Genomic DNA, 17,896 nt, shown 5'->3' on the forward strand with positions numbered 1-17,896 from the left:
TTTAATCTAGTTTATCCGTTAATTTCTTAAAAACAGTTTTGGCTTCTTTTCCTTCGTACAGAATGGAATATACCGCATCAATAATAGGAGTATTTGCACCATAAGCTTGATTGAGTTTATAAGCACTTTTTACGGCATAATATCCTTCGGCAACCATGCTCATCTCCATCATAGCAGATTTTACCGTATATCCTTTTCCAATCATGTTTCCAAACATTCTATTTCTAGAAAATATAGAATAACCGGTTACTAATAAATCACCTAAATAAGCTGAATCATTAATGTTTCGTTTCATTTTGTGGACTTTTTTGATGAATTTTTTCATCTCACGAATCCCATTACTCATCAACACGGATTGAAAGTTGTCTCCATAACCTAAACCATGTGCAATTCCTGCCGCTATTGCGTAAATGTTTTTTAGCATTGCAGCATATTCAGTTCCTATAATATCATCAGTGATTTTAGTCTTGATGTAGTTACCAGATAAATTTTTAGCAACCACTTTTGCTTTGTCAGGATCACCACAAGCGATAGTCAAGTAAGAAAGACGTTCTAAAGCGACCTCTTCTGCGTGGCAAGGTCCTGTTATTACTCCGATATTGTAATACGGAATATCATATTTTACATGAAAATGTTCTCCAACGATTAAGCTTGTTTCTGGAACGATTCCTTTAATTGCAGAAAAAATAATTTTATCTTGTAGGGAAACTGTTAGATTTTTTAATTCATCATTCAAAAAAGCAGAAGGAATAGCAAAGATGATATAGTCAGCATAAGCTACAGCTTCATTGATGTCATGAGTCAGTTTTAATTTTTTAGTATCAAATTCAACTGAACTTAAATAATTTGGATTATGCTTGTGAGTTCTAATATGCTCTATTGCAGTTTCATTTCGCATGTACCACGAAATTTCAGAAAGATTTACGCACAACATTTTTGCAATCGCAGTTGCCCAACTACCACCACCAATTACTGCAAATTTTTTATTCTCAGTCATTTTTTTATTGAATTTAATCAAAAGTAATTAAAAAAGTACTAATTAAACAAATTAAATTGAAAGGGATACTCTAGATATCATAAGGGTTTAAGGTGTAATTTCACAATATTTTAAATTTAAAACACTAATTTTCAATTTTTTAAGCAATATAGTTAGTGATATTTCGTTATCTTTATATATTGTTATTTAATTTAACAAAAAAATCCGAATTGAATTAGTTAGTTAGTATATTTTGAATTTTAAAAGGCGCCTCCCACTAAAATTGGAAGACGCCTTTTTATTTTGCACTGAAATTTACAGTCAAGATTTAAGTTTGTTAATAACTCATTTCGACAATAGATTTAACTTTATCTAAAGTGATATTTTGTTTTTCACCCAATCCTAACCATCCTCTCTCTTCAAAACGTTTTACGATAAAATCAGCTGTTTTATCATATTCCTTTGTATAATCAGAAAGGTTTGTATCCATTCCCATCGTATGAAAGAATGCAACTGTTTTCTCAATAGCTTGAGTAGCAATTTCATCTTCTGTACCCGTCAAATTAAATATGCGTTTTCCGTATTGTGCTAGCTTACCTTTTTTAGTTTCAAACATTACTCGATATAAGTTTGGTCCTACAACTGCAAGAGTTCTAGCGTGATCAATTCCGTATAAAGCGGTTAACTCATGACCAATCATGTGAGTTGCCCAATCTGAAGGAACTCCTTTTTGAATTAAGCCGTTTAGCGCCATAGTGCAGCTCCACATAAAATTAGATGCCAACGCATAATCTTTAGGGTTCTCTACTACTTTTGGTCCAACCTCAAGTAGAGTTTGCAAAATACCTTCTGCAATGCGATCTTGAAGGAAACCTTCATGCACATAAGTTAGATATTGTTCTAATACGTGGGTGTAAGCATCTACAACTCCGTTTTGCAATTGTCTTTTTGGCAAAGATTCAATTACAGTTGGATCACATATAGAGAATTTTGGAAATAATGCTGAACCACCAAAAGCTAATTTTTCTTGTGTAGCCTCAATTGTTACCACAGATCCAGAATTCATTTCACTTCCAGTTGCAGGCAAAGTTAAAATGGTTCCAAAAGGAATTACTTTAGATAAATCTTTGATCAATAAGCGTTTTTGAAGAATGTCCATTGGATTTCCATCAAATTGTGCTGCAGCCGAAATGAATTTAGTTCCATCAATTACAGATCCACCACCAACAGCAAGAATAAAATCAATCTTTTGCTCCTTAACTACAGCTACTGCTTTCATTAAAGTTTCAAAACGAGGATTTGCTTCGATGCCACCAAATTCAACTATTTCAAAACCTTTTAAGTTTTCTATAACTTGGGCATGGATTCCATTTTTAAAAATACTTCCACCACCATAAGTCATTAATATTTTTGCTCCTTGTGGAACTAAGGTCGCTAATTTTTCAATTTGTCCTTTACCAAAAATTAGATTGGTTGGGTTGTATAATTCGAAATTTAACATAGTTATTATTTTTTTGAATTCAATTGAGCTAATAATTTTTCTGCAACCAATTTAGATGAAGCTGGGTTTTGCCCTGTGATAAGCAATCCGTCTTCTACTGCGTAAGGTTGCCAGTCTCCAACTTTTGAATAACTTGCGCCATTAGCTTGTAAAGCGTCTTCTAATAAAAAAGGAACTACTTTAGTTAATCCTACTGCTTCTTCTTCAGCATTTGAAAAACCAGTTACTTTTTTTCCTTTTACTAAATATTCACCGTTTACTTTTACATTTTTCAATGCACCAGGAGAGTGACATACAAAAGCTACTGGTTTTTTATTGGTATAAAATGATTCAATTAATGCAATTGAAGTTTTATCTTCTGCTAAATCCCAAAGTGGTCCATGACCTCCAGGATAGAAAACTGCATCGTAATCTGCCTGATTCACATCAGATAATTTATGAGTGTTTTTTAGTTTTGCAAGAACAGCAGTGTCTTTGTCTAATCTTTTAGTGTCTTCTGTTGCTGCAGTTGGATCTTCACTTTTTGGATCAATTGGTGGCTGACCTCCAAGCGGTGTTGCAATATCTATGACAACTCCTTTATCAGCTAATTCGTAATAAGGTGCTGCAAACTCTTCTGTCCAATATCCTGTTTTTTCTCCAGTGTCTCCTAGTTTATCGTGACTAGTAAGTACAAATAATACTTTTTTCATATCTTTTTTATTTTTTTTCTGTGCAGTTGCGTTTAGACAACTTACGGTTAATGCTACAATGGTAAATAAGGCAATTTTTTTCATGTTATATTTTCTAAGTACAAATTTACAGCGAATATGTTATTAGTAAAAATAATTTAAATTATGTTTGTGATAAATATATTTATATCATGGTCAATCTAGAATGGTACAGAACTTTTAAATCAGTTTATAAAAACGGTAATTTTTCATTGGCAGCCAAAGAACTTTTTATAAGTCAGCCAGCGGTTAGTCAGCAAATAGGAATGTTGGAGGCGCACGTGGGCTACAAGCTTTTTAATAGGAAATCTAAAGGAGTAGAACCAACCGAATATGCTAAGTTACTTAATAATTTGATCATTGAGGCGCTGGACCGATTGGAAAATGTAGAAAACGGTTTTAGAGCGAAAGCATTCAATGCCAATAGATTAATTTCAGTAGGGATATCAAAACACTTCATGATCAGTTTAGGAAGTGTACTGCTTTCAAAATTTGATTTTATCGATTTTAGCTTTTATGAAAATGATCAATTATTCGAATTGGTCGATTCAAAGAAGTTAGATTTTGCCATTGTTACCAAACAATATGACACTTTTGATACCACTCAGAAAAATGTTGGAAAAATCAAGCAAGTGATTGTTGGTTCTTCGGCTCTCGAGGTTTCTTTATTAAAACTGAACATTAAGAATAAAGATTTTAATGCAACCGAAAGTTGGTTAAACGATCAAAAATGGTTCAGTCATGATGCTGGAATTCCGCATATCAAATTATTTTGGTTGCACGTTTTTAATAAAAAACGACCTTCGATGGTTCCTAATTATATCATTCCTTCAGAACACGAAATGATAGAGATACTTTCTAGGAATTTGGGAGTTTCAGTAGTTTGGGATATTAATGCTCGGAATTTTATTGCCGATAAAAAAATTCAGTTATTGTGGAATAGTAAAGAAATGCCAAGTACAGAAGTTTTTCTTTTATCAGCCAAAAAAGACAATTTAAATACTATTTTCGAAAAAATTGAAATAGAATTAAAAAATGCTTTGGCCTAACTATTTTTTGTAAAAATTATTGTGATCAATATATTCCCAAACTTTATTAGGTAATAATGGCTGCACGTTTTTTCCTTTTTTAATATTATCCCGAATAAAAGTTGATGATATTTCGACAACCGGTGCGTCAATAAGGTGAATTTTTGGATGATTCTTTAATTCTAAATTTTCAGATTCCTCTGAAATTCTTGGATAAACATAAATTTGATGATGTTCTAAAATGACTTCGTAATTCTTCCATTTATGTAAAGACTTTAAATTATCCTCACCCATAATAAGAGAAAATTCATAATTGGGATATTTTTCTTGTAAATGAGCTAGTGTATTTATGGTATAATTAGGTTGTGATAATTTAAATTCGATATCGGAAGGTTTTATTTTTAGAAAATCTTCGGAAGCAAGATGTACCATTTGCAAACGATGAGAATCATCTAGCAAAGTACTTTTCTTTTTCAAGGGATTATGAGGCGTAACTACCATCCAAATTTGATCCAAATCAGAATATTCTGCCATGTGATTGGCAATAATCAGATGCCCAATATGAATGGGGTTAAAAGTTCCGAAGTATAGTCCTATTTTCATTATCCTAGTAAATAGTAATTAGTAATTATTTTTTGAGCATTTTTGAAAAAGAATTTATCAACTTAGATTCTTCCTCAATTTGTCCCAATATTTCTTTGTAAAAAGGTTGATCTATTATAAAACCAAGTTCATTAATAATGAGTAACTGAGTTTCTATTTCAAATAATGAACCTCTACACAAATCTAAAAATGACTAAATGATTTTTGAGTATTTCTACCATAACCTTCTGCAATATTTGATGGATTAGAATCGAAAGCCCTTTTCAATTGACCTGCCAAGGCATATAGTTTTTATGAGGAAATGCTATTAATAGCTGATATACTAACAGACAATTCTAATTCCTTTTTGCAAAATCAATAACTCTTTATTTGATTTTATTTCTAGTATCTTAAGCTAATATTATTTTTTATCTACAAAATCCTTTACTAATTGATGTGCTTCTTCTAGTGCAATAGTTAAATCATAATTTTTAATAACAACATCAAATTGTGGTGCAGTTGCTAACTCAACCGAAGCTTTGGCAATACGCATATTGATTTTATCTTCACTTTCGGTGGAGCGTTTTTTTAAACGAATTTTGAGTTCATCAATACTTGGTGGTTTAACGAAAACAGCCAGCGTTTCGTTGGCAAATTTATGCTTAATTCGTAATCCACCTGCTACATCAATATCAAAAATCACATTTTTTCCAAGGCTCCAGATGCGTTCTACTTCACTTTTTAATGTGCCATAAAAATTATCTCGGTACACTTCTTCCCATTCTAGAAAGTCATCATTTTTAATGTGTTTTTTGAATTCTTCTGTCGATATAAAGTAATAATCTTTTCCGTTTACTTCTTCGCCTCTGGCGTCGCGAGATGCAGCAGAAATAGAAAACTCTAAATTTAAATCATCTTGCGCTAATAAATGTTTAACGATAGTTGTTTTTCCAGATCCAGATGGTGCCGAAAATACAATTAATTTACCTCCTTTGTTCATGCTTATTTTTTTATGCGTTTTTAACTAATTGTTATAAATCAGTTTGTTTTATTTATGTTTTACTAGTGTAATTTTTTAAATCGAGTGTAATAAAAAAGACGCGATAAATCGCGTCTAGTATATAATTATTACAATACGTTTAAAACCTGTTCTTTTATCTTCTCTAATTCGTCTTTCATCTGAACGACTAATTTTTGCATTTGAGCATGATTGGATTTCGAACCCATCGTATTGATTTCTCGACCCATTTCTTGAGTGATAAAACCTAGTTTTCTACCATTTGCCTCAGTTCCGTTGATAGTTTCTAGGAAATAATCTAGGTGGTTTGTCAAACGTACTTTTTCTTCGGTAATGTCTAGTTTTTCTAGATAGTAAATCAATTCTTGTTCAAAACGATTCTCATCAACGTTTACTTTTAGTTCAGCAATTGCCGTTTGCAAACGATCTTTAATGGCCTGAACACGTTCTGGATCTAAAGCCAAAGCATCGGTCATATATTGTCGAATATTGCCAATGCGCAATTGAAATTCTTTTTCTAAAGACATTCCTTCATCTTTTCTAAAAGTCAAGATGTTTTGTAGCGCTTCTTCAATAACTGTTTGGATTTGTACCCAATCATTTTCGTCAATTTCGTCGCGTTCTATTTTCATCGTATCCGGCATGCGAATCGCCATTTTCATCAATTCCGTTTCATCAGCATCGGCATATACTTCTCGTAATTGATTGATGTATCCTTTTACAATAGGCACATTTACTTTTGTCGAAGTTTGTTCAGCAGTACTTTCGATAAAAACAGAAAAATCTACTTTTCCTCTTTCTAATTTCAAAGCAATTTGGTTGCGCAAACCCAATTCCATTTCGCGATACAGCGAAGGCATTCTTACATTAAGGTCTAATCCTTTACTATTTAGGGATTTTACTTCTACTGTTATTTTTTTGGATGGTAATTGCAAACTTGCTTTCCCAAAACCCGTCATCGATTGTATCATATAATTTTCTAAAAGAGGGCAAAGATAGTAAAAAATAAGACCTCAAACCCGCAAAGTAAAAATTGAAGATTTGATTGATTATAATCTGAAAATAAAGGGAAATAAGTACTTTAAACCACTATCAAGATAATGCTCAATCAAGATAATTACTCAAAAATAAGTTATGTTTTTCAAATTTTGATTAGATTTCTTTTTTTGGGTTTTGTGGAGAGGATACCAAATAAACTCCTATAAATATTAAAATAGCGGAGATGATTTTAACCAAACTCAGTTCGTCTTTTCCTAGACCAATTGCAAAAATGGTCGCAAACAAAGGTTGCAAATATATAAAAACAGCTACCGTTGTTGGTTTTAATTCTTTCATTGATAACAAATTTAATAAATAGGTTAAGAATGTAGATATCACGACCACAAATGCTATTTTCCAAACAATTGCATCCGGAATGGCAGACCAATTTACTACTTCAAATTCCCTCCATCCAAAAGGCAAAACCATTATAAAACCAAATAAATATATCCATTTTACAAACGTAAAGGCATTGTATTTATTCATTAATTTCTTGACTAGAATTAAGTAAAAACCATAGGAAATAGCATTGACTAAAACTAGAAAATTTCCTAAGCCAGCATTGGTGGCATTACCAATTGATTTTCCGTACAGAATCAAAAATCCAGTTCCTACTAAACCCAAAAGAATACCCAATATCATACGGATTTTCATTCGCTCTTTTATGAGGATTGCCGAAAGAGCTAACACAATCATAGGTGTAGAAACCATAATAACTGCTGCCGAAATAGGTGAGGTTAAACTCAAACCTTTGAAAAAAGTAAGCATATTAAAGGCTACTCCAAAAAATGCGGCGGCAATAATTCTTGGAAAATCAGAACGCATTATTTTTTCTTTTGGCATAAATAACCAAACCAACCAAAAAAGAAGCACTGATCCGCCTACACGGAGTAATATAAAACCATAAGCATCAATATACAATGGCATTACATCCTTAGCAATTGTAAAGGTAACACCATAAATGATCGAGACAATTGTGGCTCCTATAAGAGCGAGATTTCTTTTAGACATTTCCTAAAGCCAGCATTACTTGATGCATATTTTGTTGGGTATTACCAATATAAATTTTGTTATTGATAATAAAAACGGGACGACTCAAAAAAGTATAATGTTCCAAAATATATTTTTTAAAATCCTCCTCAGTCAATGATTTATTTTTCAAATCCATCGATTTGTACAATTGTGCTTTTTTGCTAAAAAGAGCTTCGTAACTTCCGGAGAGTTCGCGCATATGTTCTAATTCCTCTACCGTAATTGGATCTTGTTTGATATCATGAAACTTAAACTCATGATTTTTGGGTAATGATTTTATAATTTTTCGGCAAGTATCGCAGGAAGCGAGATAATATATTTTGTCCATAATAAGGTTGTTTTCTTAGTGCAAAGAAAAATAATTTGACACTGAAAATTATTGATTTTATAAAAAAAGATGCAAAACAAATAGTAAAACAGGTGTATTTCTTTTTTGTTCAGAAGCTATTCCTGCTTTACATTACAATCTCATGTTGCTAACCCTTTTTTTTCTATGGCATAAAAGGAGCTTCCAAGGGTCGCTCTTTTCTACCAGAAAAAAATAGACTTATCAACAAGAGGATTTTCATTTCTATCAGGGCTACTGCGTTTCTGTCACCAAGTTATTTAATTGCTAAATAATCATTTACTTCTTTATAAGACAACAGTATTTCCTTTGTTCCGTCAGCATAAGATGCGACTTCATAAGAGTTGTAATACAAGAGCAATCCTTTATCAGTAAAGAAAATATTTTGTGGTAACTGAAATTTTTCTTTTTCAAACATCAAACCCGTTGCATTAATTGGTTTGTTTGCAGGGATTTTATATTTGGCTCTGAATTTTTTTTCAGCAAAAGCTTTAAAAGCCTCTCTATTAGTAAATAATTGATCGTTTGAAATTGATTTTCCAGTATTTATATCAAAAATTAAGGAGCGTAATCCTTGGTAACCATGTGCGCCACCAGTGTACGTGTAATGGTTGATTTCTATATTCAATATATTTTCAGATTGGTATTTTACACTTCCTTTGATGTCTGCTTCCCAACCAAATTTATCATTTGGATATTCTTTCTGAAGTTTTTCATAAGAATTGATAAATGAAGTTAGCAATCCGTTATAATCTTTTGAAGTATAGGGTTTTTCACCAAAATAAACAATTTCCTTTAATACTGAAAACACTTTTTTATTGATGCTATCTGCCACAACAGGCACGCCATCCGCAACTGGGATTTTCACACTTATTGCAGGACAATCTCCTGTGCAAGGCAGAGTAGTTTTTTTCTGAAAGGATTCGTCTTTAAAAACCAATTCATTAGAACATTGTGCTACAGAAAAAAGAAGTAGGGAGTAAATTATAAAGTATTTCATGTCAAAAATGTTAATTAAAAACAAAGGTACTTACTTGTTTCTTGGTTAGATAAAATTAAAGGGTAAATTTGCAAAACAATTTTCCTTTAAAATTCAACTTATGAAATTCAATACTAAGGTTATTCACGGTGGACAACACCACGATCCAAGCACAGGAGCTGTAATGCCTCCTGTATATCAAACGTCAACATTTGTACAAACGAGTCCTGGTCAACCTTTAAACCCAGATTATGAATACAGTAGAGCAGCAAATCCTACTAGAAGCGCTTTAGAAAACGCCTTGGCAAGTATAGAAAACGGAACACGAGGATTGGCTTTCTCCTCTGGATTAGCAGCTACTGATTGTGTTTTGCGTTCTTTTAAATCTGGCGATGAGATTATAGCGATGGATGATTTATACGGCGGAACCTATAGAATGTTTACACGTATTTATAAAGATTCAGGAATAAAATTTCATTTTGTCGATATGAATGACTTAGAGAAATTCAAATCCTTAATTAATGAAAACACCAAATTGGTTTGGGTAGAAACTCCAACTAATCCGTTGATGAAATTAGCAGATATTCAAGAAATTGCTAAAATTACAAAAGAGAAAAAAATACTTTTTGCAGTCGATAATACATTTGCAACACCTTATTTGCAAAAACCATTAGACTTAGGAGCAGATATCGTAATGCATTCGGCTACAAAATATTTAGGAGGACATTCTGATGTTATTGCTGGAGCTTTGATTGTAAAGGACGAAGCACTGGGCGAACAACTGCATTTTCAACAATTTGCAACAGGCGCTACTTTAGGGCCAATGGATAGTTTCTTGGTTTTAAGAGGAATTAAAACCTTGCATTTGCGTGTACAAAGACATTGTGAAAATGGAGGCAAAGTAGTTGAGTTCTTAAATAATCATCCAAAAGTTAAGACCGTATATTATCCAGGATTGCCAAGTCATCCGTATCATGAAATTGCTAAAAAGCAAATGAGTGGTTTTGGAGGAATGGTTTCCTTTACTTTTGTTTCTGGTAAAAAAGAAGATGCGATTGACTTTCTTGAAAAAGTAAAAGTATTCACTTTAGCAGAATCTTTAGGAGGAGTAGAATCATTAGCGAATCATCCTGCATTGATGACACATGCTTCAATTCCGGAAGACAAACGAAAAGAAATTGGAATCACAGACGATTTAGTTCGATTGAGTGTAGGTATAGAAGATGCAGACGATTTAATTGCAGATTTAAAACAAGCATTAGCATAAAAACGGTGTTTCTATAAAAAAAGCTCCAATTCTGAATTTAAAGAATTGGAGCTTTTTTTTATAAAATACTATTCAGTTTATAAGTAGTAGATGTAACCGACATTCAGCCACACTAACCAATCATTGGCTTTGTTTTCTTTATAAATTTCTGGATTAGGATTTAAACCATCAACCCAGTTAGAAAAGAAATACTGAAAGCGGAGATCCAGTAATAAATCGGAGGAATCATCTAGTTTATAACGGGTTCCTAAACTACTAACCACGGAGAAAACAGTTTTGCTTTCATTAGAATATCCATGAGCACGACCATCAGAAGGGGTTAAATACTTAGGAAAGGTAGTTGCTGAATTACCCAAAGCGCCCAATGATGTGGTGGCTTTAGCATTGTAATAACTAAACTGACCTCCCAGACTAGCATAAGGTGCAAAACTACCAATTGTAGCTGTAAAATCGCGAATGTTTAAAGGGAAAAGCTCTAGTTGTGTTCCTATATTCATGATGCTTGAACTTCCTTCCATCGCTCTTAGTTGCTTTGCTCCAAGAGAAGTTTTATCAGGAGAAACATATTCGCCATAATGTTTTAAGTTGGTTTTATTAAATGATAATTCCGATCTTAATTTAAAATGCTGATTAAAATACGTTTTAGGAGTATAATTATATTCAGAATTATACGTAAAATTTAAATAATGAATAATTCCAACACCAAAACCTGTGTTGCCAGAATTAGTAGACAAGTCATGTCTTTCCCCATAATCAGATTGAAAAGCGACCGGCCCCACAACAACTCCTATTTCGTGAGAGTGACCGTCGAACTGAGCATTTGAATTATTAGAAAATCCAATAAAAATAAATAATATGAGTATTAATTGTTTGATCATTAGACTGTAAAATTTTCAAATCCTTACAAATATATAAAAACCGCAGTCATAATGCAGAATTATTAAAAAATAATAGGTGTAAGCTTGATTCTTTCAAGAGTATAAAAAATGCTGTTATGCACGTTTGAAAGTGTTTCTCAAATGGAGAACTTATTAAGAAATCTTCATATAAAGATTATTCTATTGATATATTAAAAAAAATAAGTATGAATATTTTATAAAATGTATATTTGTGATTAATTACGAAATCGTTTTTACAATTTAAATATATTAGTCTATGTCACTAAAAATTAATGATTTTATGGCTCAAGTTGAAGCTAAAAATCCTAATGAACCAGAATTCATCCAAGCGGTAAGAGAGTTTGCAGAAACCGTTATTCCATTTATTGCAACTAAGCAAAAATATGATGGTAAAAATCTTCTATTAAGAATGTCAGAACCGGAACGATCTATTATTTTCCGTGTTCCTTGGGTAGATGATATGGGAGAAATTCAGGTAAATAGAGGTTTTAGAATTCAAATGAACTCTGCCATTGGACCTTACAAAGGGGGAATTCGTTTTCACCATACTGTAAATTTATCAGTACTTAAATTTTTAGCTTTTGAGCAAGTGTTTAAAAACAGCTTAACTACTTTACCAATGGGTGGAGGAAAAGGAGGTTCTGATTTTGATCCACAAGGAAAATCGGATGCTGAAGTAATGCGTTTTTGCCAATCATTTATGACTGAATTATGCAGACACATAGGTCCACAATTAGATGTTCCTGCAGGAGATATTGGTGTTGGTGCTAGAGAAATTGGTTATTTATTTGGTCAATACAAAAGAATTAGAAATGAGTTTACTGGAGTTTTAACTGGTAAAGGTTTAGCTTACGGAGGTTCTTTAATTCGTCCAGAAGCAACAGGTTACGGAGTTGTTTATTTTACTGAACAAATGTTGCAAACTATTGGTCATACAATCAAAGGCAAAAGAGTAGCTATTTCTGGTTTTGGTAACGTAGCTTGGGGAGTTGCTTTAAAAGTAAACGATCTTGGTGGAAAATTAGTTACAATTTCTGGGCCAGACGGTTACATTTATGATGAAGAAGGAATCTCAGGAGACAAAATAGACTTTATGCTTGAAATGAGAGCAAGAGGAGATAATAGAGTAGAATCGTATTTAGAGAAATTTCCAAATGCAACTTTCCATAAAGGAAGAAGTGTATGGGAAGTAAAAGTAGATGTTGCTATTCCTTGTGCTACTCAAAACGAATTGCACGAAGAAGATGCTAAAAAATTGATCGCTAATGGAGTTATTTGTGTTACTGAGGCTGCAAATATGCCAAGTACATTAGGCGCTATTAAAGAATTTTTAGCTGCCAAAGTTTTATTTGCTCCTGGAAAAGCTGCAAATGCAGGTGGTGTAGCAGCTTCGGGATTAGAGATGACTCAAAACTCTATTCGTCTAAACTGGACAAGTGAAGAAGTAGACTCAAGATTAAAAGAAATTATGACGGGTATTCACAACCAGTGTAAAAAATACGGTACCGATGAAGATGGTTATGTAAACTATGTGAAAGGAGCTAATATTGCAGGCTTTGTAAAAGTGGCCGACGCAATGCTTGCACAAGGAGTGGTGTAATATCAATTTTAAAATAGCTTAAAAAAGCCTCTTGTCATTATCTTGACAGGAGGTTTTTTTTTTGAATTTTATTCCTGTTTTACTTTTACAAAAAAGAATATTTTTTTTTTATAAAAAACAAAGCACAACCAATTAATAGACCAAAATTGACTGTTATGGAGTGATTCTAAGCTTAATTTAATCGAATTTTTTATTTTTAAAGGATTGCATTTTTTATTTTATTACGAATTTCATAATAATCAGCAATCGATTTTGCTTTAAAATAAATAGTATTGGTCTTAATTATGGAATGGGGAATTCTTTTGCTATATCTAAATAATGGTATCGATATTTGTATTCAGGGCTATCTTTGTAAATCTCATAAACTAGTGCTAACAATGCTTATAATTTAAATGCCATGTCACAAAGTATCTCCGTTTTTATTGAAGAAGTTGCTAAAAATAATCCAAATGAACTTGAATTTATGCAAGCGGTTTTGGAAGTTGCTGAAGCTGTAATTCCATTTATTGAAAAGAATAAGAAATACCAAAATAAAATGCTTTTGGAGCGGATGGTTGAGGCAGAAAGAATTGTAATTTTTCGGGTGCCTTGGATTGATGATAATGGACGAACACAAGTAAATAGAGGTTATCGCGTTCAGATGAATTCTGCAATTGGACCTTATAAAGGAGGCATTCGTTTTCATCCTTCTGTAAATTTGAGTATTCTAAAATTTTTAGCCTTCGAGCAAACCTTTAAAAATAGTTTAACGACTTTGCCTATGGGCGGAGGAAAAGGTGGAGCTAATTTTGATCCTAAAGGGAAATCAGATATCGAAGTGATGCGCTTTTGTCAAAGCTTTATGAATGAGCTATGCCGACATATTGGTCCAGATACAGATGTTCCCGCGGGAGATATTGGTGTAGGAGCAAGAGAAGTAGGATATATGTTTGGACAATATAAAAAAATAAAAAATGAATTTACTGGAGTTCTAACCGGAAAAGGAATGTCTTTTGGCGGTTCTCTAATTAGACCACAAGCCACAGGCTACGGAACTGTATATTTTGCACAAAGTATGCTAGCTACAAAAGGGCATAATTTTAAAGATAAAATTGTCGTTATTTCAGGATCTGGAAACGTAGCGCAATATGCTACAGAAAAAGTAACCGAATTAGGAGGTAAAGTCGTAGCGCTTTCCGATTCATTGGGTTATGTTTATGATCATGACGGTTTTGACGCGGAGAAATTAGCTTACATTATGGAATTAAAAAACGAACTCAAAGGAACTCTTAAAGATTATGTTACTAAGTTTCCAAAAGCAGAGTATGTATTAGGAGCTCGTCCTTGGGATGTAAAATGCGATATTGCATTACCGTGTGCAACCCAAAATGAACTAGACGATACAGACGCAAGAATTTTAGTAGCCAATGGATGCATCTGTGTTGCCGAAGGCGCTAATATGCCTTCTACAGCAGCGGCTATGTCTGTTTTTCAGCAAGCCAAGATACTTTATGCACCTGGAAAAGCATCTAATGCAGGTGGTGTGGCGACCTCAGGTCTAGAGATGTCTCAGAATTCATTACGACTAAAGTGGTCTTTTGAAAAAGTAGAGGAAAGACTAAGAGAAATTATGACGGATATTCATCAGTCTTGTGTTAAATACGGTACAGACGAAAATGGCCATGTAGATTATGTCAAAGGAGCAAATATTGCAGGATTTGTAAAAGTAGCAGACGCGATGTTAGCTCAAGGAGTAGTTTAAAATCAATGTTTTTAGAGAAAAAAAGCCTTCGATTAATGAGCATTAGATCGAAGGCTTTTTTTTGCGCTAACAAAATGCTAAGACTTCTGTTTGTTCTATATTTGTAAACCAATATTTATGCAAATAATGAAAAATAATAGTTTCTATTTTTTGATGCTGCTTTTAATGCAAATCTCTTTTGCCCAAAATAAACCAGTCTGGCAGGGTTATTTTTCTTATAATGAAATAAAAGGAATTTCAGAATCTGCAACAACAGTTTTTGCTGCTTCAGAAAATGCATTGTTTTCAAAAAATAGCACGAACAATTTGCTTAAAACAACCAATACTATTGATGGACTTTCAGGACAAACTATTTCGGCACTTTACCATAGTGTAAAATACAATAAAACGATAGTCGGTTATAAAGATGGATTACTAATACTCGTTAATGAAAACGATGGAATAGTGAAGAAATTCGTAGATATTATAACCAAGCAACTTCCGTCAGAAATAAAAAAAATAAATCACTTTTTAGAATATGAAGGTTTCCTCTATATTTCATGTGATTTTGGAATCGTACAATTTAATTTGAACACCCAGCAATTTGGGGACACTTATTTTATGGGTGCTAATGGCCTAGAAACAAAGGTAAACCAAACAGCGATCTATAATGGTTTTATTTATGCAGCGACAGATAATGGCATAAGAAGTGCTGCTGTCGAAAATCAAAATTTAATTGATTTTAATCAATGGACAACTATAAATGCCGGAATATGGACAAAAGTAATCGCTTTTGGTTCCGATTTATATGCGATTAATAACGTTGGAAATATTCATAAATTTAATTTAGTTTCAAATAATTTCATAGCTATTACTCAGCTCCCACAACCCGCATTAGATACTAGATTTACCTCAGGTTATTTTATAGTAACCACGTTAAACAATGTTTATGTTTATAATAATGAGATGGTTTTGATTCGTCAAATAATGAGCAATCAAGTTTTGCAAAGTACTGTAACTTTTACTTGCGCAACCATCATAGGCGATACCGTTTTTATAGGAACGAAAGAAGAAGGGATGTTGACAACCCCACTTTCGACAGTAGCAGCCTTCGAAAACAGCACGCCATCTGGACCTTCTAGAAATAATATTTTTTCATTTCAAGCAACATCAAAATCCCTTTGGACAGTATATGGAGATTATTCGGTTGATTATAATCCCTATCCATTGGACAATTATGGTTTGAGTAAGTTTTCTGAAAAAGGTTGGCTTAACATACCTTATCAAAAAGTTTTTAATGCAAAATCAATAAGCAGTGTCACCATAAATCCAAACAATGAAAATCAAGTTTATGCGAGTTCCTTTTTTTCTGGATTATTGAAAATTGAAAACGATGAACCTACAATTTTATATAATCAAACCAATAGTGGTTTAGAATCCTTAACCTTTGCAGGAGCCAATTACATTGATATTCGTGTTAATGGAACTGCATTTGACAAATCAGGGAATTTATGGGTGACCACAAGCCGAATTATAAATGGATTGAAGGTTTTAAAAACCAACGGACAATGGCAAAGTTATGCTATGGATGGTATTTTGGATTCAGCTATTGATAATAATTTTGGTGCGATTGTCATAGATAAAAATGGAACAAAATGGCTAGCAACCAGCTTAGATGGAGTAGTTGCTTTTAATGAAAGTAATAACAAATTTAAAAAAATAACAATGGGATCGGATACGGGCAACTTACCCGCTGTAAATGTCCGAACCATAGCTGTAGATAATAAAAACCAACTTTGGATAGGTACAATGAAGGGATTGCGAGTTTTGCCTAATGTAGGAAGCTTTCAGACAGAGGGGCAAATGACTGCTAAGCCAATAATTATTCTAGAGGACGGCCTTGCCCAAGAATTGCTCTACGAGCAGTTTATCACTAGTATTGCTGTAGATGGCGCTAATAATAAGTGGATTGGCACTGCCGATTCTGGTGTATTTCTAGTTTCGCCAAATGGTCAAGAAACTAAATATCATTTTACAATAAATAATTCTCCGTTGCCTAGCAATACTATAAATGCCATAACAATAAATAGTGTTACCGGTGAGGTTTTTATAGCCACTGCCAAAGGGTTAATTTCTTTTAAAGGGACAGCTACTGCTGCAAATGATGATTTAAGTAATGCCTATGTATATCCTAATCCTGTAAGACCAGAATATACAGGAACCGTTAAAATAGCTGGTTTGTTGGACAAAGCAAATGTAAAAATTACTGATATTGGCGGAAATCTAGTCTATGAAACTACTGCTCAAGGTGGGACAATAGAATGGGATACAACGGCTTTTGGTAAATATAAAGTCGCCACGGGAGTATATATGATTTTTATTTCAGCACAGGATGGAGCCGAGACAAAAGTCAAAAAAGTAATGATTATTAGATAGCTATTATAAATGATTGTCTATATTATTTTCCCTATTTAAATTTCAAAAAATGCACATTAAAACTAAAGCAATTGTTCTTTCATCATTAAAGTTTCAGGAGAAAAGCTTGATTGTGAAATGCTTTACGCTTTCGCATGGATTAAAGTCCTATTTTGTTCGTGATGCATTCTCATCGCGCAAATCAAATCAAAAAATTGCTTATTTTCAGCCGTTGACAATTTTAGAAATTGAAGCCGTTCATAAAAACAAAGGAACTCTAGAAAATTTTAAAGAGATTAAAATTGCTTCTCCTTTTCATTCCATCCATTCTGATATTTATAAAAGTACCATTGTAATGTTTATTTCCGAAATATTGCATCATTCCATTCATGAGGAAGAGGAAAACGAACACTTATTTACTTTTTTAGAAACGGCATTAGAATGGTTAGACAATCATGACGAAATTGCCAATTTTCATCTGATTTTAATGCTGGAAACTACAAAATATTTGGGTTTTTATCCTGACATTTCTGATATTGAGATGCCTTTTTTTGAAATGACCGAAGGAATTTTCACCCCTTTTCATGCCGTCAATTCGTTGACAGAGCACGAAACAAATCTTTTTAAAAAATTAATTGATTTAAAGTTCGATAACAATCAAAAAACGTTTCATGTTATTGAAAGGCAAATCATTTTACGCATATTAATTGATTATTATAGCTTTCACCTCAGTGGTTTTAAAAAACCAAAATCACTCGATGTGTTAAAGGAAATTTTTTCTTGAC

At 32.9% G+C, this 17,896-nt stretch carries 16 protein-coding genes and 1 pseudogene; 6 read left to right on the forward strand and 11 right to left on the reverse strand.

Going from position 1 to position 17,896, the window contains the following annotated elements:
- Position 1: 1 nt before the first annotated feature.
- From H2650_RS03760 to H2650_RS03770, 3 genes are all read right to left on the reverse strand, one after another.
- Complete coding sequence (locus H2650_RS03760) at positions 2–997, reverse strand: NAD(P)H-dependent glycerol-3-phosphate dehydrogenase (RefSeq protein WP_188049411.1); 996 nt, start codon at positions 995–997, stop codon at positions 2–4.
- A gap of 316 nt (positions 998–1,313) precedes the next feature.
- Entirely contained in the window at positions 1,314–2,477 is a 1,164-nt protein-coding gene (locus tag H2650_RS03765) for an iron-containing alcohol dehydrogenase (protein WP_188049412.1), read from the reverse strand.
- 5 nt (positions 2,478–2,482) lie between these two features.
- A complete protein-coding gene (locus H2650_RS03770) occupies positions 2,483–3,253 on the reverse strand; it encodes a type 1 glutamine amidotransferase domain-containing protein (RefSeq protein ID WP_188049413.1) in 771 nt (256 codons plus the stop codon).
- 86 nt (positions 3,254–3,339) lie between these two features.
- Between H2650_RS03770 and H2650_RS03775 the strand changes: the two genes are divergently transcribed.
- Positions 3,340–4,236, forward strand: coding sequence for a LysR family transcriptional regulator (locus H2650_RS03775; RefSeq protein ID WP_188049414.1), 897 nt, complete (start codon positions 3,340–3,342; stop codon positions 4,234–4,236).
- On the opposite strand, the gene nadD is transcribed toward H2650_RS03775, so the two are convergent.
- From nadD to H2650_RS03810, 7 genes and pseudogenes are all read right to left on the reverse strand, one after another.
- Positions 4,237–4,818 carry a nicotinate (nicotinamide) nucleotide adenylyltransferase gene (nadD, locus tag H2650_RS03780; RefSeq protein WP_188049415.1) on the reverse strand — a complete coding sequence of 194 codons (582 nt, stop codon included), beginning with the start codon at positions 4,816–4,818 and terminating at the stop codon, positions 4,237–4,239.
- Positions 4,819–4,843: 25 nt separating this feature from the next.
- Positions 4,844–5,097 (reverse strand): annotated as a pseudogene (locus H2650_RS15995) (four helix bundle protein).
- Between the two features lie 121 nt (positions 5,098–5,218).
- Positions 5,219–5,797, reverse strand: coding sequence for a guanylate kinase (gene gmk / locus H2650_RS03790; RefSeq protein ID WP_188049416.1), 579 nt, complete (start codon positions 5,795–5,797; stop codon positions 5,219–5,221).
- A 128-nt stretch (positions 5,798–5,925) separates the two neighbouring features.
- Positions 5,926–6,786: a YicC/YloC family endoribonuclease gene (locus tag H2650_RS03795; RefSeq protein ID WP_188049417.1), complete on the reverse strand. Its 861-nt coding sequence runs from the start codon at positions 6,784–6,786 to the stop codon at positions 5,926–5,928.
- A gap of 181 nt (positions 6,787–6,967) precedes the next feature.
- Positions 6,968–7,864, reverse strand: a complete 897-nt coding sequence (locus tag H2650_RS03800) for a DMT family transporter (RefSeq protein WP_188049418.1) — start codon at positions 7,862–7,864, stop codon at positions 6,968–6,970.
- A complete protein-coding gene (locus H2650_RS03805; RefSeq protein WP_188049419.1) occupies positions 7,857–8,213 on the reverse strand; it encodes an arsenate reductase family protein in 357 nt (118 codons plus the stop codon). The genes H2650_RS03800 and H2650_RS03805 overlap by 8 nt, the downstream gene beginning before the upstream one ends.
- A gap of 274 nt (positions 8,214–8,487) precedes the next feature.
- A complete protein-coding gene (locus H2650_RS03810; RefSeq protein WP_188049420.1) occupies positions 8,488–9,231 on the reverse strand; it encodes a DUF3298 and DUF4163 domain-containing protein in 744 nt (247 codons plus the stop codon).
- Between the two features lie 91 nt (positions 9,232–9,322).
- Between H2650_RS03810 and H2650_RS03815 the strand changes: the two genes are divergently transcribed.
- Complete coding sequence (locus tag H2650_RS03815; RefSeq protein ID WP_370566802.1) at positions 9,323–10,477, forward strand: cystathionine gamma-synthase; 1,155 nt, start codon at positions 9,323–9,325, stop codon at positions 10,475–10,477.
- 77 nt (positions 10,478–10,554) lie between these two features.
- On the opposite strand, the gene H2650_RS03820 is transcribed toward H2650_RS03815, so the two are convergent.
- The gene (locus H2650_RS03820) at positions 10,555–11,355 is read right to left on the reverse strand and encodes a glutamate dehydrogenase (protein WP_188049422.1); all 801 of its coding nucleotides are present in this window, start codon (positions 11,353–11,355) and stop codon (positions 10,555–10,557) included.
- Between the two features lie 277 nt (positions 11,356–11,632).
- Here H2650_RS03820 and gdhA (H2650_RS03825) point away from each other — a divergent pair, with 277 nt between their 5' ends.
- From gdhA (H2650_RS03825) to recO, 4 genes are all read left to right on the forward strand, one after another.
- Positions 11,633–12,976, forward strand: coding sequence for an NADP-specific glutamate dehydrogenase (gene gdhA / locus H2650_RS03825; protein WP_188049423.1), 1,344 nt, complete (start codon positions 11,633–11,635; stop codon positions 12,974–12,976).
- A 397-nt stretch (positions 12,977–13,373) separates the two neighbouring features.
- Complete coding sequence (gene gdhA, locus H2650_RS03830) at positions 13,374–14,717, forward strand: NADP-specific glutamate dehydrogenase (RefSeq protein WP_188049424.1); 1,344 nt, start codon at positions 13,374–13,376, stop codon at positions 14,715–14,717.
- A 126-nt stretch (positions 14,718–14,843) separates the two neighbouring features.
- Complete coding sequence (locus tag H2650_RS03835; protein ID WP_188049425.1) at positions 14,844–17,132, forward strand: two-component regulator propeller domain-containing protein; 2,289 nt, start codon at positions 14,844–14,846, stop codon at positions 17,130–17,132.
- A gap of 49 nt (positions 17,133–17,181) precedes the next feature.
- Positions 17,182–17,895, forward strand: coding sequence for a DNA repair protein RecO (gene recO / locus H2650_RS03840; RefSeq protein WP_188049426.1), 714 nt, complete (start codon positions 17,182–17,184; stop codon positions 17,893–17,895).
- The last annotated feature ends 1 nt before the right edge of the window (position 17,896 follow it).

It is taken from the genome of Flavobacterium sp. GP15, assembly GCF_014281985.1.
GTDB classification, from domain to species: domain Bacteria; phylum Bacteroidota; class Bacteroidia; order Flavobacteriales; family Flavobacteriaceae; genus Flavobacterium; species Flavobacterium pygoscelis.

Coding starts and splice junctions, on each gene's coding strand:
- H2650_RS03760 (WP_188049411.1), bottom strand. CDS start 997: ATGACTGAGAATAAAAAATTTGCAGTAATTGGTGGTGGTAGTTGGGCA.
- H2650_RS03765 (WP_188049412.1), bottom strand. CDS start 2,477: ATGTTAAATTTCGAATTATACAACCCAACCAATCTAATTTTTGGTAAA.
- H2650_RS03770 (WP_188049413.1), bottom strand. CDS start 3,253: ATGAAAAAAATTGCCTTATTTACCATTGTAGCATTAACCGTAAGTTGT.
- H2650_RS03775 (WP_188049414.1), top strand. CDS start 3,340: ATGGTCAATCTAGAATGGTACAGAACTTTTAAATCAGTTTATAAAAAC.
- nadD (WP_188049415.1), bottom strand. CDS start 4,818: ATGAAAATAGGACTATACTTCGGAACTTTTAACCCCATTCATATTGGG.
- gmk (WP_188049416.1), bottom strand. CDS start 5,797: ATGAACAAAGGAGGTAAATTAATTGTATTTTCGGCACCATCTGGATCT.
- H2650_RS03795 (WP_188049417.1), bottom strand. CDS start 6,786: ATGATACAATCGATGACGGGTTTTGGGAAAGCAAGTTTGCAATTACCA.
- H2650_RS03800 (WP_188049418.1), bottom strand. CDS start 7,864: ATGTCTAAAAGAAATCTCGCTCTTATAGGAGCCACAATTGTCTCGATC.
- H2650_RS03805 (WP_188049419.1), bottom strand. CDS start 8,213: ATGGACAAAATATATTATCTCGCTTCCTGCGATACTTGCCGAAAAATT.
- H2650_RS03810 (WP_188049420.1), bottom strand. CDS start 9,231: ATGAAATACTTTATAATTTACTCCCTACTTCTTTTTTCTGTAGCACAA.
- H2650_RS03820 (WP_188049422.1), bottom strand. CDS start 11,355: ATGATCAAACAATTAATACTCATATTATTTATTTTTATTGGATTTTCT.
- gdhA (WP_188049423.1), top strand. CDS start 11,633: ATGTCACTAAAAATTAATGATTTTATGGCTCAAGTTGAAGCTAAAAAT.
- gdhA (WP_188049424.1), top strand. CDS start 13,374: ATGTCACAAAGTATCTCCGTTTTTATTGAAGAAGTTGCTAAAAATAAT.
- H2650_RS03835 (WP_188049425.1), top strand. CDS start 14,844: ATGAAAAATAATAGTTTCTATTTTTTGATGCTGCTTTTAATGCAAATC.
- recO (WP_188049426.1), top strand. CDS start 17,182: ATGCACATTAAAACTAAAGCAATTGTTCTTTCATCATTAAAGTTTCAG.